The organism is Nonomuraea sp. NPDC050790, from assembly GCF_044456745.1.
Lineage (GTDB): Bacteria > Actinomycetota > Actinomycetes > Streptosporangiales > Streptosporangiaceae > Nonomuraea.
On record NZ_JBITGF010000002.1, the window covers coordinates 766813 to 785529 of the forward strand.

18 protein-coding genes are annotated in these 18717 nt (G+C 72.4%); 10 read left to right on the forward strand and 8 right to left on the reverse strand.

Features of this window, described 5'->3' with window-relative positions:
* Positions 1 to 15 precede the first annotated feature (15 nt).
* Positions 16 to 891, forward strand: a complete 876-nt coding sequence (locus ACIBEJ_RS12010) for a dihydrodipicolinate synthase family protein (protein ID WP_397182669.1) — start codon at positions 16 to 18, stop codon at positions 889 to 891.
* On the opposite strand, the gene ACIBEJ_RS12015 is transcribed toward ACIBEJ_RS12010, so the two are convergent.
* The 3 genes from ACIBEJ_RS12015 to ACIBEJ_RS12025 form a co-directional block, all read right to left on the reverse strand.
* Complete coding sequence (locus tag ACIBEJ_RS12015; RefSeq protein WP_397182670.1) at positions 888 to 2822, reverse strand: PQQ-binding-like beta-propeller repeat protein; 1935 nt, start codon at positions 2820 to 2822, stop codon at positions 888 to 890. The genes ACIBEJ_RS12010 and ACIBEJ_RS12015 overlap by 4 nt on opposite strands.
* Before the next feature lie 249 nt (positions 2823 to 3071).
* Positions 3072 to 3794: an amidohydrolase family protein gene (locus ACIBEJ_RS12020; RefSeq protein ID WP_397182671.1), complete on the reverse strand. Its 723-nt coding sequence runs from the start codon at positions 3792 to 3794 to the stop codon at positions 3072 to 3074.
* Positions 3791 to 4513 (reverse strand): amidohydrolase family protein, encoded by a 723-nt coding sequence (locus ACIBEJ_RS12025; RefSeq protein ID WP_397182672.1) that lies wholly within the window; start codon positions 4511 to 4513, stop codon positions 3791 to 3793. Before ACIBEJ_RS12025 ends, ACIBEJ_RS12020 begins: the two co-directional genes overlap by 4 nt.
* 287 nt (positions 4514 to 4800) lie before the next feature.
* Here ACIBEJ_RS12025 and ACIBEJ_RS12030 point away from each other — a divergent pair, with 287 nt between their 5' ends.
* The 5 genes from ACIBEJ_RS12030 (at position 4801) to ACIBEJ_RS12050 (ending at position 11792) form a co-directional block, all read left to right on the forward strand.
* Positions 4801 to 6753 carry a PQQ-binding-like beta-propeller repeat protein gene (locus ACIBEJ_RS12030; RefSeq protein WP_397182673.1) on the forward strand — a complete coding sequence of 651 codons (1953 nt, stop codon included), beginning with the start codon at positions 4801 to 4803 and terminating at the stop codon, positions 6751 to 6753.
* 518 nt (positions 6754 to 7271) lie between these two features.
* Positions 7272 to 7940, forward strand: coding sequence for an amidohydrolase family protein (locus tag ACIBEJ_RS12035; RefSeq protein ID WP_397182674.1), 669 nt, complete (start codon positions 7272 to 7274; stop codon positions 7938 to 7940).
* Positions 7937 to 8656, forward strand: a complete 720-nt coding sequence (locus ACIBEJ_RS12040; RefSeq protein ID WP_397182675.1) for an amidohydrolase family protein — start codon at positions 7937 to 7939, stop codon at positions 8654 to 8656. The genes ACIBEJ_RS12035 and ACIBEJ_RS12040 overlap by 4 nt, the downstream gene beginning before the upstream one ends.
* Entirely contained in the window at positions 8653 to 9816 is a 1164-nt protein-coding gene (locus tag ACIBEJ_RS12045; RefSeq protein ID WP_397182676.1) for a DegT/DnrJ/EryC1/StrS family aminotransferase, read from the forward strand. Before ACIBEJ_RS12040 ends, ACIBEJ_RS12045 begins: the two co-directional genes overlap by 4 nt.
* Positions 9813 to 11792 (forward strand): hypothetical protein, encoded by a 1980-nt coding sequence (locus tag ACIBEJ_RS12050; RefSeq protein ID WP_397182677.1) that lies wholly within the window; start codon positions 9813 to 9815, stop codon positions 11790 to 11792. The genes ACIBEJ_RS12045 and ACIBEJ_RS12050 overlap by 4 nt, the downstream gene beginning before the upstream one ends.
* Before the next feature lie 55 nt (positions 11793 to 11847).
* Here the strand turns inward: ACIBEJ_RS12050 and ACIBEJ_RS12055 are convergent, their stop codons facing one another.
* Positions 11848 to 13788: a hypothetical protein gene (locus ACIBEJ_RS12055; RefSeq protein WP_397182678.1), complete on the reverse strand. Its 1941-nt coding sequence runs from the start codon at positions 13786 to 13788 to the stop codon at positions 11848 to 11850.
* 73 nt (positions 13789 to 13861) lie between these two features.
* Here ACIBEJ_RS12055 and ACIBEJ_RS12060 point away from each other — a divergent pair, with 73 nt between their 5' ends.
* Complete coding sequence (locus ACIBEJ_RS12060; protein WP_397182679.1) at positions 13862 to 14536, forward strand: histidine phosphatase family protein; 675 nt, start codon at positions 13862 to 13864, stop codon at positions 14534 to 14536.
* 24 nt (positions 14537 to 14560) lie between these two features.
* Positions 14561 to 15166, forward strand: a complete 606-nt coding sequence (locus tag ACIBEJ_RS12065; protein WP_397182680.1) for a TetR/AcrR family transcriptional regulator — start codon at positions 14561 to 14563, stop codon at positions 15164 to 15166.
* On the opposite strand, the gene ACIBEJ_RS12070 is transcribed toward ACIBEJ_RS12065, so the two are convergent.
* A complete protein-coding gene (locus ACIBEJ_RS12070) occupies positions 15135 to 15605 on the reverse strand; it encodes a hypothetical protein (RefSeq protein ID WP_397182681.1) in 471 nt (156 codons plus the stop codon). The genes ACIBEJ_RS12065 and ACIBEJ_RS12070 overlap by 32 nt on opposite strands.
* 214 nt (positions 15606 to 15819) lie before the next feature.
* Here ACIBEJ_RS12070 and ACIBEJ_RS12075 point away from each other — a divergent pair, with 214 nt between their 5' ends.
* On the forward strand, positions 15820 to 16368 hold the full coding sequence (locus ACIBEJ_RS12075) for an RNA polymerase sigma factor (protein ID WP_397182682.1): 549 nt from the start codon (positions 15820 to 15822) through the stop codon (positions 16366 to 16368).
* A complete protein-coding gene (locus ACIBEJ_RS12080) occupies positions 16361 to 16621 on the forward strand; it encodes a hypothetical protein (RefSeq protein WP_397182683.1) in 261 nt (86 codons plus the stop codon). The genes ACIBEJ_RS12075 and ACIBEJ_RS12080 overlap by 8 nt, the downstream gene beginning before the upstream one ends.
* 10 nt (positions 16622 to 16631) lie before the next feature.
* Here ACIBEJ_RS12080 and ACIBEJ_RS12085 read toward each other — a convergent pair whose 3' ends face one another.
* From ACIBEJ_RS12085 to ACIBEJ_RS12095, 3 genes are all read right to left on the reverse strand, one after another.
* Positions 16632 to 17114 carry a pyridoxamine 5'-phosphate oxidase family protein gene (locus ACIBEJ_RS12085; protein WP_397182684.1) on the reverse strand — a complete coding sequence of 161 codons (483 nt, stop codon included), beginning with the start codon at positions 17112 to 17114 and terminating at the stop codon, positions 16632 to 16634.
* 287 nt (positions 17115 to 17401) lie between these two features.
* Positions 17402 to 18004, reverse strand: a complete 603-nt coding sequence (locus tag ACIBEJ_RS12090) for a superoxide dismutase family protein (protein ID WP_397182685.1) — start codon at positions 18002 to 18004, stop codon at positions 17402 to 17404.
* Between the two features lie 126 nt (positions 18005 to 18130).
* On the reverse strand, positions 18131 to 18661 hold the full coding sequence (locus tag ACIBEJ_RS12095; protein WP_397182686.1) for a uridine kinase: 531 nt from the start codon (positions 18659 to 18661) through the stop codon (positions 18131 to 18133).
* Positions 18662 to 18717 lie beyond the last annotated feature (56 nt).

An 18717-nucleotide genomic window follows, 5' to 3' on the forward strand; every position in this document is an offset into this window, starting at 1 on the left:
TTAGGCTGGTGCGACATGAGCACGGCAATCGACCCAAGGGCGGCCGAACTGCGCGATCGCCTGCGCGGGACGCTGGTCGCCGCCGCGGCCACCCCCATGACCACCGCGGGCGAGGTCGACCTCGACCTGGTCTCCGGCTACCTCGCCGGGCTGGTCGCCGACGGGGCCGACGGGCTGGCGGTGCTGGCCCACACGGGGCGCGGGCCGTACCTGAGTGAAGGGGTGCGCGCGGCCGTCGTCGAGCGCGCGGTCGCGCTCGGCGTGCCGGTCGTGGTCGGAGTCGGGGGTACGGACGTCGTCGCGCAGGCCAGAGCGGCGGCGGAAGCGGGGGCCGCGGCGCTCATGCCGTTCCCGTCGCCCGGCGACCGCGTGGCCGAGCATCGGGCGGTGTGGGAGGCGACCGGGCTGCCCCTGATCGCCTTCGACCTCTACAGCCTGCCCTGCCCGCCGGACGTGCTGGTCGCGCTGGTCGCGCTGCCGGGGGTGGCGGGGCTGAAGGCGGCGCTGCTGTCGGACGCCATGGCCTGCCAGCGCACCATCGAGATCACCCGCGCGGCGGACCGCCTGGCCATCACCGGCGAGGACCGCATGTTCGGCCCGTCCCTGCTGTGGGGTGCTGAGGCCGCGCTGGTCGGCCTCGCCGCGGCGCACGTGGGGGTCACCGCCGACGTGCTGCGCGCCTACCGGGGCGCCGACCTGCGCGCCTTCGAGGCCGCCTCGGCCCGGCTGGACCGCCTGGCCGCCGCCACGTTCACCGAGCCGATGGAGGGCTACGTCCAGCGGATGTTGTGGCTGGCGGCCGAGGAGGGCCGCATCCCGGCCACCCACGCCCACGACCTGTACGGCCCCGACCTCGGGCCGGAGCCGCTCAGCGTCAAGGACGTGCTCTAGGGGCGGATCGCGACGCTCACCAGGTTGCGGCCCTTGATGGTGTAGAGCGCGCGGCGGTCGGGTGCGATGCCGAGCTTGGGCGTGCCGCCGAACCAGTCGCCCGCCAGCCCGGAGACGATCTTCCTGACCGTCCAGGCGCGCAGGTCGACGCGGTAGACGGCGTCGGCGTCGGCCGTGTAGGCGGTCAGCCCCGCCACGTACAGGTCGCCGCCTCTGGCGCTGACCTTGAGCGTGCGGGTGACCTTGCGCCTGAGCAGGTGGTACTCGAACAGCACGCCGGTGTTGGTGATGCCGTAGACCGCCAGCGGGGTGTGGGCCAGGTCGGTGATCGCGGCGACGCCGGGCAGCGGCTCGATCTCCCACCTGACCTTGCGGGTGCGCAGGTCGAAGGCGGCCAGCTTCGCCGTCGGGGTGACCGGGGGCGAGCCGAGGCCCTCCTGGGTGCTGGTGCCGCAGTAGAGGGTGCCGAGGTAGGCGGTGACCGAGAAGATGGTCTGGCGGTCCACGACCGGGCGGTAGGTGTCGAGCTTTCCCGACCTGGGGTCGTAGACGTTGAGCGCGCCGTTCTGGTGGCCCGGTTCCGGCTGGGTCGGCATCGCGATCAGGCCGGTCACGTGGTCGTAGGCGAGGTCCTTGGGGCGGTCCTGGTTGTGGCCGGTGCGCAGGAGCAGTTTGGCCTCGGGCTGCCCGGCCTTGTGGGCGTACAGGGCGCCCTGGGTGTAGACACCCAGGTACGTGGTGCCGCGTACCGTGATCATGGTTTTGGGTTCGCCCGGGATGGGCAGCCTGGTGACCTTGCCGGTGGCCAGGTCGTGCAGGTCGGCGCCGCTCTTGCCGCCGACGTAGACGGTTCTGCCGTCGGAGTGGACCGACATCGGCGCCTCGGCGGCCGAGCGGAAGCCGCGCTGCACGTGGCTGAGGTAGTCCATGGCGCCGGTCGCCGGGTCGTAGACGAAGACGCCGCTGTCCTGCAGGCCGTAGACCTTGCCCTTGTGCTCCAGGATGCGGACCGTCTGCGCCTCGGGGAACGGCACGCCCAGCACCTCCGACCTGCCGCTCGCGAGCTCGTAGCGGTAGACGGTGCCGGACGGGCGGCCGGCGAAGTAGACCCAGCCGTCGAAGATGAGGACGGCGACGGTGTACTTCTCGCCGGGGACGGACGCCTTGACGATCTTGTAGTTGGCCGGGTTCGCCTTCTCGATCACGACCAGTTCGGCGGTGGAGTTGAGGCCGCCGGCGAGGTGGGTGTCGCTGCCGGCCATGCTGGAGACCCAGTCGCGGTCGGCCAGCTCGGCGGGCAGCAGCTCGCGCTTCTCGCCGGTCCGGCGGTCTATGGCGATGAGGTGGGCGTTGGCGCCGACGCCCGCGTAGACGTGGCGGTCGTCGGCCTGGATGCTGCGCACGTACGCTTCGCCGGGCGCGGGCTGGCCCAGGTCGCGGCTGGTGCCGGTGGCCGGGTCGTACTCGACCACGCGGCCCGGCTCCGACATGCCCATGTAGACCTTGCCGTCGGGGGCGGCGGCCATGGTCCAGATGAAGTGGTCGGGGTACTCGGCGAGCTTGGTGGTGGTCCCGTTCAGGGTGTCGATCTTGTACAGGTCGGAGCGGGAGTGGGTGCCGACGTAGACGTCGGTGCCGTGCTTGCACATCGCCCAGACGCCGACGCCGGTGGGGATGTCGAAGTGGGCGGTGATCCGGTCCTGGACGAGGTCCCAGGCGCCGACCACGTTGGGGGACAGGCCACGCGAGCCCATGTAGAGCACGTCGCCCACGAACTCGCCGTTGCCCAGCGGGCTGGCCACGCTGGCCGGGCCCAGGTCGGTGAGCGTGCCTTCCGCGGGTCGCGTCGCGGCGAGGGCCGGTGCGGCGGGTAAGGCGAGGGCGGCCGTCGAGGCGGCGGCGGCCTGGAGGAAACGTCGGCGGGGGATCATGCGCAGTGCTCCTTCAGATAACGGCCTGGACCGTAATTCGACCGTACGGCTTCGCGGGCGCTCGCCCAGCGTGGCTTGTCCGGCGGGGGGGTGTTCCCGGCGGGGTGTGTTCCCGGTGGGGAGGCTTCCGGTGGGGCTTGTCCGGCGAGGTTCGTCGCGACGGCGAGGTTTGTCGCGGTGGGGAAGTTCCGGTGGGGAGGTTTCCGGCGGGGAGGCTTCTGGTCGGGAGGCTTCTGGTGGGGTGGCGGGTCAGGTGGGGAGGTTGAAGAGGGTGGCGGCGTTGCGCCAGGCGACCTTCTCGGCGGTCTCCGGGTCCAGGTTGGCCGCGGCCACGGAGCCGAAGGCGGAGGCGGGGTCGATGAGCGTCGAGTCGGTGCCGAACAGCAGGCGGTCCGTGTCCACCGCCGCGGCCACCTCGGCGAAGCGGCGGGCGGGCGCGTGCGAGTAGCAGGGCTCCAGGTAGAGGCGGTCGCAGCCACGCGCGGCCTCGATGGCGTGACGGTGCCCGTCGGCGCCCATGTGGCCCGCGATGACCCTGAGTCCCGGGGTGTCCTGGCAGGTCGCGGCCAGGTCGAGGACGGTCGGGCCCCACGTGTGCACCAGCGCGGGCACCCCGTGCGCGGCGACCAGCGCGAGCGCCTCGCGGGTCTGCGGGGAGTCGGCGGGGGAGCGGGTGTAATCGGTGTGGATCTTGACCCCCTTGAACCGGCCGGTGGGCAGGTACTCGCGCAGGTCCTTATCGGCCTGGTCCAGACGGCGGGGGTTGACGGTGACGTAGCCGTAGTGGCGGTCGGTGGTCTCCAGCCAGTCGGCCAGCGCCCGGTTGCCGGTCGCCGGGTCGTAGATGACCGCCTCGGTGGCCGACACGATCGAGCAGGTGATGCCGTAGCGGTCCATGGCGGCGTGGTTGAGCGCGGCCACGTCCATGGTGAAGAACCACGGGCCCCAGTGCGCGTGCACGTCGATGATCATCCGAGCAGCCTCCTCGCGTTGCCGCCGGCCACCGCGGCGATCTCCTCGGGCTTGAGTCCGCTGGTCGCCAGCCGTAGCAGCGGGACGACGGGCTCGTAGTGCGGGGTGCGCGAGCCGTACACAAGCCGATCGGGCGGTACGGTCTCCAGCGCGTCAGGGGAGTTGAGCAGGCGGGTCGAGGTGTGGAAACCCGGCTCGTCGGCGGCGACGACCAGGAAGTCGCCCAGGTGGTAGAAGTGCGTGTCCAGGAAGACCACGTTCGCGCTGCGACCGGCGAACGGCTGCCAGAACCTGCGCACGTCGCCGCCGGTGAGCACGGTCAGCCCGAGTTCCGCCGCCTTGCGCGCCACGTGCCGCACCGACGGGAACCCGGCCTCCACCCCCTGCTCGTCCGGGAACAACCGGATCGCCCGCACGCCCAGCGGCACGAGGCGCTCGATCTCGCGTACCGCGCCGAGGGGGTCGCGCAGGTCCACGGCGCCGACCGGGACCACGTCCGGCAGCGCCAGGACCTCGTCGTTGCCCGTGCGCATGTCGAACAACGCCGCCCGCAGCGACGCCACCGCTCCGGCCTGGATCCGGTGCCCGGCGAGCGTGCCCAGGACCGACGCCGGGTCGCCGGGCGGGCCGTCGCGGTCGGCGTAGGCTCCGACCAGCACGTCCACGTCGAGCGTCACGGTGAGCTCGCCGACCAGTTTGCGCGCGTCGAACGCCGTCACAACCGCCTCCATTGACTATTCGCGCTCAGAACATTACGGTCTGGGCCAAAATTGAGCAATAGGTGCAACGGCTCACCCCCACTCGCAGAAAGCCTCCCATGCGCGCATTAACCGCGATCGCGGCGGCCGTGCTGGCCCTCGCCCTCGCCACACCCCCACCCGCCCAAGCCACCCCCTCCGCGCAAGCCGCTCCTTCCGCGCAAGCCGCTGCTTCCGTGCAAACCACGCCATCCGCCCAAGCCACTCCATCCGCGCCATCTACTCAGGGCGCGTCATCCGCCCCGGGCGTGTCAGCCGCGCGAATCGCGTCGGCCGGTTTCGCCGCCAAGCCCGGGAGGTGTGACGGGACGCGGGTCGAGACGTTCGGGCCGGCTTCGGTGACCGGGGCGATCGTCGGCGCCGCCGTACAGGATGGGCATGCCTATGTCGTGACGCGCGGCCAGAAACCGCCGGTGCTCGCCGACATCGACCTGAGCACCCGCAAAGTGGTCAGAAGCGTCACGCTCCCGGACGGCCCCGCGACCGGCGAGCCCGAAGGCGGGTGGGCCACGGCGATCAGCGGCGGAAAGGTGTACGTCGGGACATATCCCGTGCCCGATCTGTATAGCTTCGACATAGCTACGGGTGAGGTGAAGCATCTGCACTCCTTCGGGAGGAACGGCGGCTTCGTGTGGAGTCTGGCCGCCGCGCCCGACGGCAAGCTGTACGCCGGGACCTACCCCGACGGGCGCGTGTGGGAGTACGACCCGGCGACGGCCGCCGTCAGGAACTTCGGCGTGCTGGTGGCCGGGGAGCGCTACGTCAGGTCGCTGGTCGCCGACGCCACCCACGTCTACGCCGGCCTGCTCGACAAGGGCAGGCTCATGGCGATCGACCGTCGCGACGGCGCCGTCAGGCAGCTCGCCCAGGGGACGGGCGGCATCGGCGTCGTGGCCGAGCACGGCGACCGGGTGCTCGCGGTCAGCGGCCAGACCCTGATCGACGTGCGCAAGGACGGCTCCGACCTGCGGACGGCCGCCTCGCCGGCACTCGACGCCCTCGTCTCCGCCCCCGACGGCACCGTCTACGGCACCTCCAGGCCCGACGGCGCCGTGCACCGCTACCGCACCGGTGACGCCGCCACCACCCGGATCGCGGATGCGCCCTCGCAGGAGGACGAGACCCGCCGCCTGGTCCTGGCCGCCGAAGGGACGCTGACCGGTTTCTCCGGCAGTGGCGGGATGTGGTGGCTGGACCTGCGTACCGGGGAGTCGGAGTTCGTCGACCTGATCGACGCGGGGCTGCCCGCGGGGGCCGAGCGGGTCCAGAGCATGCTGCTCGTGCCGGGCCGTGCCGTCTACATCGGCGGCCACTTCTCCATGGACGTACGCGACCTGCGCACCGGCAAGCAGCGCCGCTTCCGGGTGCCCGGCGAGCCCAAGGACATGGTGCGGCGCGGCAACAAGATCTACGCGGCCATCTACCCCAGCGGCCAGATCCTCGAGATCGACGTGCGCACCGACAAACTGCGCAGCCTCGGCTACCTGGGGCATGACCAGGCACGGCCGTGGGACATCGAGTACGACCCGGTCCGCGACAAGCTCCTGGTCGCCTCGGCCCCCCTCGGCCCCAGGCTCAACGGAGCCCTGTCGATCGTGGATCCCGACACCGGCGCCAAGGACGTCCATGTCGGGATCATGCCGGACCAGAGCCTGATGAGCCTGTCGCTGGACGCGTGGCGGGGCATCGTGTACCTGGGCGGCGACGTGCTGGGCGGCGGCGGCACCCCACCAACCCGGAAATCAGCCTCCGTAGCTGCCTTCGACCTGAAAAAACGCGAAATCCTGTGGCAGGTCGACCCCATGGCCGACTTCCGCACCTTCCAGGACATCAAGGTGCACGACGGCCTCCTCTACGGCGTCTACAAGCGCAACTCCGGCGCCTGGATCGCCCTCGACCTGGCCACCCGCACCGTCAAGAGCCAAGGCACCCTTTCTGGGTACGGCGAGCTGACCGTACACCGGGGCCGCGTCTTCACCTCGACGTTCTTCGGCAGCGGCAACGCCTACCTCCTGGACACCGAGGCCCGGACGCTGGCCACCGGGCTGGGCGACGACTGGTACACCAACCCCCAGCTCCACTTCGAACCCGGCTCCTGGAAAGCCTGGGCCCTGGTAGGCCGCTCCCTGGCCCGCCTGGACCTAACCCCCACCTGCCCACCCCTGACCCCACCCACCTCCACCGCAACCCCCACCCCCTAACCCCACCCACCCCGACCCCCGCCCCCTGACCCCACCCCGCCCAAGACCCGAGCACCGGAAAGCCCCGGCCTCGGCTCGCCCGGTGCCGGGGAAAGCTCACGCCCCGCCCAGGTCCCGGATCAGGCCTGGGCACCGGCTCCCGGGGCCTCGGCCTCCGGCTGCCGGGCCAAGGGCGCGCGTCCGGCCTCCGCCCCGGCCCTGGGCCGTCGGCGGCGGCTGCCACCTCCGGTTTCGGCCTCTGCGCCCGGCCGTCAGCTGCCACCTCCGGTTTCGGTCTCTGCGCCCGGCCTTCGGCCACTGGGCCATGGGCCATGCGCTCGGCCTCCGGTCTCGGGCCGCAGCTTCCGGGCACCGGTCTCGGGGTCAAGGGCCTCCGGGGTCTCGGCCTCAGGTCATGTGTCTTGGAGCTCGGCCTCCGGTCTTCGGGGCAAGCCTGGGGTTGGGGGTGAGGCCGGGGCGTCGGGTGGGTGGTAGGGGTGGGGTTGACCGGGGTTGGGGGGCGTGGATAGTTTCGGTCTGTGCCGAAATCCGTCACGGACGCCCACCGCCTGATCGGCCCCGTGCCGTTCGACGACCTGCCGGAGGACCCGCGCCCCGACATGTCAAGGCTGGGCATCCAGCGCGCCCACGTGACCCACACCCTCAGCCTGTTCTCCGACCACCGGACCGGCAACGAGGCCCTCATGGACCTCCGGGACCCGGCGCTCCAGCCGGTGCCCGTCCTGGTGCCCGAATCCTTCGAGCCCATCCCGGACTGGAGCGTGCCGATGGTCCGCCTGTGCCCGTCCAGGCACCGGTTCGACCTGGCCGGCCCCACCACCCTGCGCTGGCTGCGGCGGATGGAGGTGACGGTGGCGGTCGAGTTGGAGGAGACCTCGCCGGGCGAGCTGCTCGCCCTGGCCGGCCGCCTGCCGGACCAGCGGATCCTGCTGCTCAACCCCGGCTACCGCAGGCTGCGCGCCGTCGGCGAGCTGATGGCCGAGATCCCGAACCTGTGGCTGGAGATCGGCACCGTCAACACCCAGCGCGGCGTCGAGTGGCTGGCCGGACACTACGGCCCCGAACGCCTGGTGTTCGGCACCGGCGCCCCCGTCCTCGACGACTGCGGCCCGCGCTTCCTCCTCGACCACCTGGACCTCCCCGCCAAGGACGTCGAGCTGATCGCGACGGGAGGAAGCCTGCTGTGATCCTCGACGCGCACGGACACCTCGGCTCCTGGCCGGACTTCCTGATCCCCGACCCGTCGGCCGAGGGCATGGTCGAGCTGATGGACCGCGTCGGCGTCGACGCCATCGGCATCAGCCACCTGCTCGGCGTCGGGCCGTCGGCCGAGGCGGGCAACCGGCTGGCGTTCGAGGCGGCGCGGCGGTATCCCGGCCGCATCGGCGTCTGGCAGGTCTACAACCCGCACCAGCGCAACTCCCTCACCACGGACGGCGTCTGGGGCGTCAAGATCCACCCGGACGTGCACCAGTGCACCCTCGACGACCGCCGCTACGACCCGGTCTGGGAGCTGGGCCTGCCCGTGCTCGCGCACGGCCAGACCGACTCGCCGTGGAGCGATCCCGAGCGGTTCACGACGGTCGCGCGGCGCCATCCGCACGTCCCGCTGCTGCTCGGTCACGCGGGCCTGTGGCCGTACGGCTTCGCCCGCGCCGCCGAGCTCGTCCACGACCACCCCAACCTCTACCTGGAGATCTGCGGCTCCAAGATGACCGGCCGCTGGATCGCCAAGCTGGCCGAACTGGCCGGCGCCGACCGCGTCGTCTACGGCTCCGACTCCTGCTTCCTCGACCTGCGTGTCGGCTTCGGCCGCGTCGCGCTGGCCCCGCTCAGCGACGCCGACCGGGCCCTCATCCAGGGCGGCAACCTCGCGCGCGTGCTGAAAGGACGCCTCGCATGACCCTCGCCATCCACGGCGGCACCCCCGTCCGCACCACCCCGTGGCCCGCCTGGCCGCCGCCGCTCGACGACGCGCAGCGCAAGCTGGTCACCGACGTCCTCGACAGCGGCCTGTGGGGAGCCACCCAGGGCGGTTCGGCCTGCGCGGACCTGACCGCCGCGTTCGCGCGCCTGTCCGGCGTCCGGTACGGCATCGCCGTGGGCAACGCCACCCTGGGCCTGTTCGCCGCGCTGCGCGGCCTGGGCGTGCAGCCGGGCGACGAGGTGATCGTGCCCGCGTACACGTTCGTCGCCTCGGCCACCTCGGTGCTGCTGGCGGGAGCCGTACCGGTGATCGTGGACGTGGACCCCGTGGACCTGCACCTGTCGGCGGCCGCGGTCGAGGCGGCGGTGACCGGGCGCACGGCCGCGATCATGCCGGTCCACCTGGCCGGCAGCCCTGTGGACATGGACGAGCTGGGGGCGGTAGCCGTACGGCATGGACTGAAGGTCGTCGAGGACGCGGCGCAGGCGCACGGCGCGAGCTACAAGGGCCGCCCGGTCGGCGGGCTCGGCGACGCGGGCGTCTACAGCTTCCAGGCGAGCAAGGCGATGACGGCGGGGGAGGGCGGGCTGATCGTCTGCCGCGACGAGGCCGATCATGACGCGATCTGGTCGGTCTGCAACCTCGGGCGCAGGCTCGGCGGCGCGTGGTACGGCCATCCCGAGGTCGGCTGGAACCTGCGCCTGACGGAGATCCAGGCGGCGCTGCTGCTGCCCTGGCTGGACCGGCTGGGGTCGGAGGTGGCCCGGCGGAACGCGTTCGCCGCCGAGGTGGAGCGGGGGCTGGCCACGATCGGCGGGCAGCCGGTGAGCGTGGTGCCGCAGCCGCCGGGCACCACGGCCGACTCGCGCCACCTGCTGATGCTGCGGGTGCACGTACCGTTTGACCGGGCCTTCTTCCTGGAGGCCATGGCGGCGGAGGGCGTGCCGCTCGACGGCGGCTACCCGCCGCTGGGAACGATGGCCGCCCTCACCGACGCCGGCGCGCGGCCCGAGCCGTGCCCCGCCACCGAGACCGCCGCCCGCGAGGTGGTCTGGATGCGCCAGTCGATGCTCATGGACGACCCCGCCCACGCCTCGCACCTCATCGAGGCCCTCACGAAGGTGCTCCACGCATGATCTTATGGAAGGGAGCGCTCGCGGCCGTGCTGGCCGCGGTCACCGCGCTCACCCCCACGCCCCCCGCTCCCGAGAACCTCGGCGTCCCGCTCCAGGACGTGCTGCTGCTCGGCGGCGCCGTCGCCCCGGGCCCGGAGGGCGAAACGGTGATCTGGAGCGCCTCCTCCGGCGCCCCCGCCCACCTCAACGCGGTGGACCCGGCGACCGGCGCGCAGACCTCGCGCTTCGACCTGCCCGGCGCCGGCGGAGCGTGGGCCGTGGCGGCCACCCCCGACGGCGGCGTGTACGCGGGAACCTACGGCGCGAGCAAGCTCTTCCGCTGGACGGCCCAGGGCGGCGTCCAGGACCTCGGCAACCCGCTGCCGGGCGAGACGTTCGTCTGGACGCTGGCCGCGGGCGAGGGCGCGACCGTCTACGGCGGCACCTCGCCGGGCGGCAGGCTGTTCGCCTACGACCCCGCCACCGGCGTGCGCGACTACGGCCGCCTGTCGGCCGCCCACGCCTACATCCGCAGCGTCTCCCACGCGGGTGGCAAGATCTACGCCGGCACCGAGGCGCCCGCCAAGATCTTCGAGGTCGACGCGGCGAGCGGCGCGGTCAGGGAACTGCCCGCTCCCGAGGACACCACCGGCAAGTGGGCCTACGACGTCAACACCGCCGCCGGCTACCTCTACGTACGGCTCGGCAGCGCCAGCCCCGGCCCCCTGCACGTGTGGGACGTCGCCGCGGGCAGGTGGACCGACCGGGTGGACGCCGCCCACGGCCTGGACGTCTCGCCGCCGGACGACGAGGGCCGGGTCTACTTTGTAAAGGGCGGCGAGCTCGTCCGCTACGACCCCAAGACCAAGGCCATCACCCCGACGGGCCTGCCGGTCACCGGCCGCGTGGCCAACACCCGGGGCATCGGCTGGGCCGAGCTGGGCCTGCCCGACTACCCGGGCAAAAGCCTGGTCGGCCTGCTCTGGCGCGGCATGATGTTCCGCTACAACCCGCAGACCGGCGCCAAGTCGTTCGTTCAGAGCGGCATCAAGGGCGAGCCGATCGACGTCACCGCGCTCTCGGAGGGCCCCGACGGCCGCATGTACGCCGGCGGCTTCCTCAACGGCGGTTTCGCCGGCATCGATCCCGACTCGGGCAAGACGGAGGAGTTCCACACGTTCTCGCAGAGCGAGGACATGACCACGCACCGGGGCAAGCTGTACATCGGGGCCTATCCCGAGGCCCGCGTCTACTCCTACGACCCGCGCCTGCCGTGGAACAGCACCGAGTACTCGCCCAGCCCGGAACCAGGCCCCGCCCCGAACCCCGCCCGCCTGTTCGACAACGTCGCCGAGCACCAGATCCGCCCGCGCGCCATGGTCTCGGCCGGCCGCTACCTCGCCGTCGGCACCATGCCCGACCTCGGTCACCTGGGCGGCGTGCTGTCGGTCTGGGACCCGGAGACCGGCCGGCTCAAGTCGTCGCGGCGCAACGTCGTCCAGGACCAGTCGATCGTGGCGCTCGCCTACCGCGACGGCGTCGTCTACGGCGGCACGTCCATCTACAGCGGCCAGTCCGCCACCCCGCCGACGCAGCCGGAGGCCAAGCTGTTCGCCTGGTCGGTGCGGGAGAACCGGCTGCTGTGGGAGATCGTCCCCGCCCCCGGCAAGCCCGCGATCCCGGCGCTCGCCTTCGACGCGACCGGCCGGTTGTGGGGGATCGCCGGTGGTGAGGTGTTCGCCGTGAACACCTGGGCCCGCAAGGTGGTCAAGCGCGTGGTGCTGTCGTCCGGCAAGAGCGCGAGCGGTCAGCTCGCCTTCAACCGCCGCGACCTTCAGTTGTACGGCGCGCACGCCGGGCAGTCGGTGTTCCGCCTGAACCCGCTGACCGGGCGCCACACCGTCCTGCTGTCCGGGCCGGTGCACCAGCTCGCGGTGCACAGTTCGGGCGACGTCTACTTCGCCGAGGGCCCCACCCTCTACCGCCTCAGCCGCTGACACCCAGGGGAGAGGCCACCCCGGCTCCCGGGGTGGCCTCTGGCCGTGGGACGGGTCAGCAGATGCGGTAGGTGTAGAAGTTCTCGAAGCGCGACAGGTAGAGGTGCCCGTCGGCGCCCTTGAGCAGGTTGGAGATGGGCCGGGCGATCAGCGTGAGCGCCATCGTGGCCGGATCGATCCGGTAGGCCTTGCCCTGCACCTTCCCCCACAGCATCCCGTTGTGGAACTCGAGGTTGGTGTCCAGCCACACCTGCGTGGCGGTGCCCCACGGGTAGGTCTGGTGCTTGGCGGTACGCAGCGTCTGCCCGGTCACCGGGTCCATCTCGAACACCGCGTCCGGCGTGAGCCCCCACAGCCGCCCGGCGCCGTCGAAGGTGATCGACCCGAGCGACAGGTCGCCCTCGACCGGCGCCGTCACCCACTTCAGCGCGTCGGTGACGATGTCGTAGGCGAAGACCTTGGCCGCGGTGTCCTGCGGGACGCCGACGCCGCCGAAGGCCGAGGTGGCGCCGTAGACGACGCCGTCGCGGTAGGCGAGGCCGATGACGGAGTGGCCGGGGACGAGGTCGCGCCTGATGACCTTCTGCCCGGTGTCGGGGTTGAGCAGGCCGAGGGCGCCGCCGACCGTACCGGACTTGGGCACGGTGCCGAAGGCCAGCCACTCGCCCGCGGAGATCATCGCGAACGGCCGGTCCTGCTCCTGATCGGAGAGGCTGAGCAGTTGGGTGGGGGTGGCGCCGTCGAAGGAGTAGATGCGGGCGCCCGGGTAGACGCCGAGGTAGAGCTTGCCCTTGTGGGTGACGATGCCCTCGCTCTGGCCGACGTTGGGCCAGAACTGCGACCGGCCGGTCCGAGGGTCGTAGGCGGCCAGGCCGCCGGTGAAGAAGCCGCCCGCGTAGACGCGGCCGTCGGGCCCGTTGCCCATGGAGCGGATGCTGACGGGCTGCCCGGTGATCGTGGACTCGAACAGGCGGCCCTCGCGGGTGCGGCGGTCGTAATGCCACATGCGGCCGGTGGAGCTGGTGCCGACCAGGACGTGGCCGCGCCAGCCGAGGGGACGGATCGCGCCGCCGCCGAGGTCGGTGAAGCCGGTCGGCCGGACCTTCCCCGAGCGCAGGTCGAGGACGCCGAGCTGGTCGTTCTGGACGAGGTAGACCTGGTCGCCGAGCCGGCCGCCGCCGAGGGTCAGGCTGTCGACGTCGTCGACGACGCGTTCCCAGCGGCGTGTGAGCAGGTTGTAGACGCCCATCGGGTTGGTCCCGGTGGAGGTGGCGAACCTGACGAGCAGGCGGTGGCCGACGACGTCGAGGTCGTAGGCGTAGCCGTTCCCCTGGACGGGTGGGTCGACGACGCGGATCGGGGCGCCGTCGGGCCGCAGGACGGCCACTTTCATGGACTGGGCGCCCATGCCGGCGAAGACGGTGCCGTCGCGGGCGACGGCCAGGTCTCTGATGAACTGCTCGCCGGGCACCGGGCTGCCCAGGTCGCTGAGCTTGCCGGTCGTGGTGTCGTAGCGGACGAGCTTGCCGCCGGGCGAGGTGCCGGCGTAGACGGAGCGGCCGTCGGGAGCGGCCGCGACGGTCCAGACGAACGTTTCGCCGGGTACGGCGATGCCGATCTCGGTGACCTTGCCGGTGTCGGGCTCGAAGCGGAACAGCCGGCCCATGGCGCCGGCGGTGGCGTTGTAGCTGCCGACGTAGACGGAGTGGTCGGGGGCGACGGTGACCGCCCAGGACCCGAGGGCGAGGGGGAGCGGGTGCTCGGAGACGAGCCGGGCGTCGGCGGCGTTCCTGACCGCCAGGACGGCGGGGCCGGAGGCGCTGGAGGTGACGGTGTAGACGCGCCCCCGGTCCATGGCCGCGCCGGCGGTGGTGGCGCCGGTGAGCGGCAGGGAGCCGAGGTCGTGGAATCCGCAGCCGGTAGGCGGCGCGGATTCGGCCTGGACCGGAGCGGCGAGGGTGAGGACGAGTAAGAGGGCTGCGGCGAACGCTCGCATGGGAGGCCTCCATGGATTTATTTAACGGTCTTGACCGTAATTAAGGATGGGGCCTTCTGGCAACATGTGGTGCATGAGCGGACCGGTGCGGATCATCGCGGTGCGGCACGGCCAGAGCGAGGCCAACCTCGCCTACGAGCGGGCACGCGAGACACCCCTGGTCTTCGAGCGCGGCGACCACGAGGTCACGCTGACCGATCTCGGCAGGCGGCAGGCGGCCGCGGTGGGGCGCGTGCTGGCGGCGCTGCCCGAGACGGAGGCGCCGGAGGTGGTGTGGTGCTCGCCGTACCTGCGGGCGCTCGACACCTGGGCGCTGGCCCGGCAGGCGTGGGCCTCGGACCTGCCCCACACCGTCGACGAACGGCTGCGCGACCGCGAGATGGGCGTCCTGGCCACCTTCAACCGGGCGGCGATCGTCGCGCGTTTCCCCGAGGAGGCCGCCCGCTTCGAGGCCGAGGGCGAGTACGCCTTCCGCCCGCGGGGCGGCGAGTCCTTCGGCGACGTGGTGGTACGGCTGCGCGCCTTCGTCGAGGACCTGCGCGAGTCCGCCCACGGCCGCCGGGTGCTGATCGTGGCCCACGACGCGGTCGTCCTGCTGCTGCGCCACGTGCTGGCCGGCGGGCCCGACGCCGAACTGGCCGCGATCCACCGCCATGCCCCGATCCGCAACGCCTCGCTGTCCACCTGGCACACGGTGGACGGCCGGCTGGAGGTGCTGACATTCAACGACGTGGCGCACCTGGCCTGAGACCGGGCTCGCTACCGTTGCCCTATGCCCAAGACTCCCGACACCTCCCGCCGCAGCGAGCGCTCCCGCCAGGCGATCCTCGCGGCCACCCGCGCCCTGATCTCCGAGGTGGGCTACGAGAAGGTCGCCATCGAGGCCATCGCCGCGCGGGCGGGCGTCGGCAAGCAGACGATCTACCGGTGGTGGCCGTCCAAGGGCGCGGTGATCTTCGACTCGATCCTGGCCCTGAGCGAGAACGCCCAGGGCCAGGACCTGTCGCTGCCCGACACCGGAGACCTGGAGGCGGACCTGAAGCAGGTCATGCGGGCCACCGTCGCCGAGTTCGCCGACCCGGACTTCGAGCGGCCGATCCGGGCCCTGACCGCCGAGGTGATCAACGACAGCGGGCTGGCGGAGCAGTACCGCGACCGGCTCGCCCGCCCCGTGGACGAGGCCAAGAAGGCGCGGCTGCGCAGCGCCCAGCGTGCCGGGCAACTGGCCGACGACGCCGACCTCGACCTGGTGCTCGAAGTGCTCTACGCGCCGCTGTTCCAGAGGTGGCTGCAGCGGTCGGGGCCGCTGACGCCCGAGTACGCCGACGCGCTGGTCGAGCTCACCCTCAGGGCGTTCCGGCCGGGTGCTCGCGGGTGAAGTCCGCGATCCAGTTGGTCTCCCAGGTACGCTCGCCGTCCACCGAGAACGCCTGCTCCCAGCGGCAGTGGTCGGCGTCGATCCTGATCCAGAGGAATCGGCAGCGCACCGGAGTGCCCTCGTGCTCGTCGTCGCAGTAGAACTCGCCCCGGTCGCCGTCGAAGCGCCCCACCACGGGCGGCAGCCCGAGCACGGGGTCGGCGGAGCTCACCCAGTAGATCGACCAGAGGTCGGTGGCGGGGTCGTGCAGGCGCAGCGTCAGTCCCGAGGCGCCCTTGGTGGGGAAGGTGACCTCGTCGCAGCTCGCCGCGCCGTCCAGATGCCGCGTGGCACGTGTGTATCCCGGGAACTCCTCCCAGTCGTCGCTGCCGGCCAGGCGCTTGGTGAGCTTGCGCTGGCGCGAGGTCCAGGTGCCCTCGAAGAAGTCGAAGTTGTTCATGCGCAGAAGTTAGGAGCGCACCACTGACATCTCCTGTCAGTGCCTGAATCCTTTTGGGGGCCCGCCGCCTCTTATGTGTGTCCCGGCGATCCCCGCCGGAACCCCGACCCGGAGGTTGTGTCCATGACCGTCACCACCATCGCCATCATCGCCGTCGCCGCCGTGCTCGTCTGTACGTGTACCGTCGTGGTGCTGCGCCGCAGGAGCCGTTCCCGTGGCTGACACGACCTGGCCCGACGAGCGGCTCATCGCCGCCGCGCAACGGGGCGACGTCGACTCCATCGCCGCGCTGGTGTCGGGCTCGCAGGCGCACGTACGCCGCTTCGCCCACGCGTTGTGCGCCTCCCCGGAGGACGCCGAGGACGCCGCGCAGGAGGCGCTGATCATCCTCTACCGGAAGATCGGGGTGCTGCGCGCCTCGGCGGCGCTGGCGTCGTGGATGTTCCGCATCGTCCGCAACGAGTGCCTGCGCCGGGCCCGTACGCTGACCGGGCACCACCACGCGGTGCCCGACGGCGCCGGGCGCTCGGCCGAGGAGGAGGTGCTGCTGCGCCTGGAGGCCGGGATCGTCGCGGAGGCCATCGCCGCGCTGCCCGCCGACCAGCGCAGCGTGCTGATCATGCGCGACGTCCAGGGCCACAGCGGGCGCGCGGTCGCCGCCGCGCTTGGCCTCAGCACCCCGGCCATGAAGTCCCGGCTGCACCGCGCCCGTACGGCGGTGCGCGCCACCCTGCTGACCTCGGTGGGTGGTGGCCATGGCTGACGGGCGGGACTTCTCCAGCAGTTCGCTGCCCCGGCACTTGGCCCGCGGCGCGCTCGGCCTCGGCTCGCTGGTCGCCGCGCTGGCGCTGCTTCCGGTGACCGGGCCGGTGAGCCTGCTGCTGGCCCCGGTCGGGGTGCTGGCGCTGCGCGGGTGCCCGACGTGCTGGGCGATCGGGCTGGTGCAGACGATCTCCAGGGGACGGCTCCGCCGTACCTGCGTGGACGGTCGCTGCGAGCTGACGAGGACCCCGTGATCGTGGTGGCTCAGAGGGTCACGGCGATGCGGTGGTCGTGGGACAGGCCGTGGGGGGAGCAGGGCACGCCTGTCTCACGGGGGCACAGGACGTGGTGGCCGGTGACGTTCGCGACGTAGAGGCGGTAGGGGCGGGGCGCGCTCAGGTCCTCGGGGGCCATGGGCCGGCCGCCGCGCGCGGGGGCGCCCGGGTAGATCGCCAACGCCGCTTCCAGGTCGGTGACCTGCCTGGCCGTGGCCCGCATGTAGACCGCCTGGCCGCTGCCGGGGACGACCTGGGAGTTGAACACGACCAGGCTCAGCTCCGGGCGGTCGGCCAGGTTCCTGGAGTGGGTGGCCTCGGGGGAGGAGACCCAGTAGAAGTCGCGGTAGCCGTCGTGGGCGAAGAACACCGGACTGGCCCACGGCGTGCCGTCCCGGTCGGCGGTGGCCAGCGTGGCGTACACGCCGGCGTCCAGGATGGATCGGGCCATGGCCGCCAGGTCGTCGTTCATCGGCGCGCGCCGCCTCTCTCGTCGGTCATGGGCTCCGTGACGGGCCGCTCGGCGGCCTCGGGAGTCCATACCCCCGCGCGGCGTGCGCCGCGCTCCTCGGCAGAGGCGGCAACCCTAGCCCCTGGCCGCCGCACGGGCCAATGCGGCGGCCGGGGAGGCGGTGGCGCGCACCGGCCGGGGCGCGCGCCGGCTTGGAGGGCTCGCCCGTGCGGCTGTTCTACGGGCCGCGCGCAGCGCGCTTGTCCGGCGGGTTCGCGGGCGATCGTGGCGGGCTCGCGGGTGTGTGGCTACTTGATGGGGCCGCAGGCGATGCGGCCGCCGGCGTCGCCGGTGCGGAGGGTGGCCTCGTCCGGGCCGGTGGCGCTGTAGCGCTCGGGGATGTTGGCCAGGTTGTCGGGCAGCGCGTGCACGATGACGGCGCTGCCGTCGGCGTCGGTGAGCTGGCGGACGCGGAAGCGGTCGGTGACCACCGAGGCGGTGCCGGAGCCGTCCGCGCCGACCAGCAGCGGCGGCAGGTCGCCCGAGTGGTGGGCGTGGGTGCCGCCGCCGAGGTCGAAGTGGCCTCCGGCGGTGTAGAACGGGGACACCTTGCCGGTCGCCGGGTCGACGGCGGCGGGGTCGCAGATGCCTGTCGTGTGGATGTGGAAGCCGTGGTAGCCGGCGGGCAGGCCCTTGACCGTGACCGACAGGCGCGACTTGGTGTACCCCTCCGGCCGCAGGGCGAGCGTGCCGACCGGCTTGCCGGCGACGTCGCGGATCGTGACCGCGAGCGGGTGGGCCTCCTGTGCGCCGGTGGTGGCCTGGGCCACGGCGCCGACGCCGATGGCCGCGACCGCGGTGAGGAGGGTGGCGCAGATGGTCAGGTGAAGGGTTCGTGGCTGCGGCGCCATCGCGAGGCGGCCTTTCGATGCGGGGAAGGGGGGTCGCGTCGAGGGTAAAGGCCATCTGCGGGGATTTTGTATAGGATTTGGTATAGCAATCTGATGGGTGGCCGGGGTTATGGCCATCCTTCACAGTCACGTGGAAATGACGAGGTCGGCTCGGGTACGGGTGGCGTCCGCGGTGAACCAGCGGTCCTCGGCGGCGAACCACGCCTGCCACTCCGCCTCCAGCCCGGCGCCGTCCCTGGCCACGACGCGCTCCCAGCGGGTCTCGCGCTCGGCCTCCAGCCAGACCCGGAAGGCCAGGAGGTGGTCGGCGTCGCGGCGGGCCGTACCGACGCCCTCGATCACCAGGACCGGCGCGGGCGGGACCTCGAGCCAGGTCGTGTAGCGGGCGCGGTGCCAGTCGTAGCGGCGGAAACCGCCCGCGCGGCCCTGCGAGAGCGGGTCCAGGACCTGCGCGCGCAACGCCGCGAACCACGCGCCGGGACCCTCCGACCACGGCACGGGGAAGTCGTCGCTGTGGATCACCTGGCAGGCGAGCGCCTCGCCGAGCCGTCCCGCGAACGTGGTCTTGCCCGCGCCGGCGGGCCCGTCGACGGCCACGAGGCGCACGGGGCCGCACGACGGCGGCAGGTCGCGGACGCGCTCGGCGAGGGTTTGCACGCTGTCGAGGGTAGGGGGCGACAGAAAGGACCTGGCAAGCTGACAATATTGACTTT

What these genes read in the sequence shown, in the direction of transcription:
- ACIBEJ_RS12010 (WP_397182669.1), top strand. Translation starts at nt 16, where the DNA reads ATGAGCACGGCAATCGACCCAAGGGCGGCCGAACTGCGCGATCGCCTG.
- ACIBEJ_RS12015 (WP_397182670.1), bottom strand. Translation starts at nt 2,822, where the DNA reads ATGATCCCCCGCCGACGTTTCCTCCAGGCCGCCGCCGCCTCGACGGCC.
- ACIBEJ_RS12020 (WP_397182671.1), bottom strand. Translation starts at nt 3,794, where the DNA reads ATGATCATCGACGTGCACGCGCACTGGGGCCCGTGGTTCTTCACCATG.
- ACIBEJ_RS12045 (WP_397182676.1), top strand. Translation starts at nt 8,653, where the DNA reads ATGACCCTCGCCATCCACGGCGGCACCCCCGTCCGCACCACCCCGTGG.
- ACIBEJ_RS12050 (WP_397182677.1), top strand. Translation starts at nt 9,813, where the DNA reads ATGATCTTATGGAAGGGAGCGCTCGCGGCCGTGCTGGCCGCGGTCACC.
- ACIBEJ_RS12055 (WP_397182678.1), bottom strand. Translation starts at nt 13,788, where the DNA reads ATGCGAGCGTTCGCCGCAGCCCTCTTACTCGTCCTCACCCTCGCCGCT.
- ACIBEJ_RS12060 (WP_397182679.1), top strand. Translation starts at nt 13,862, where the DNA reads ATGAGCGGACCGGTGCGGATCATCGCGGTGCGGCACGGCCAGAGCGAG.
- ACIBEJ_RS12065 (WP_397182680.1), top strand. Translation starts at nt 14,561, where the DNA reads ATGCCCAAGACTCCCGACACCTCCCGCCGCAGCGAGCGCTCCCGCCAG.
- ACIBEJ_RS12070 (WP_397182681.1), bottom strand. Translation starts at nt 15,605, where the DNA reads ATGAACAACTTCGACTTCTTCGAGGGCACCTGGACCTCGCGCCAGCGC.
- ACIBEJ_RS12080 (WP_397182683.1), top strand. Translation starts at nt 16,361, where the DNA reads ATGGCTGACGGGCGGGACTTCTCCAGCAGTTCGCTGCCCCGGCACTTG.
- ACIBEJ_RS12085 (WP_397182684.1), bottom strand. Translation starts at nt 17,114, where the DNA reads ATGAACGACGACCTGGCGGCCATGGCCCGATCCATCCTGGACGCCGGC.
- ACIBEJ_RS12090 (WP_397182685.1), bottom strand. Translation starts at nt 18,004, where the DNA reads ATGGCGCCGCAGCCACGAACCCTTCACCTGACCATCTGCGCCACCCTC.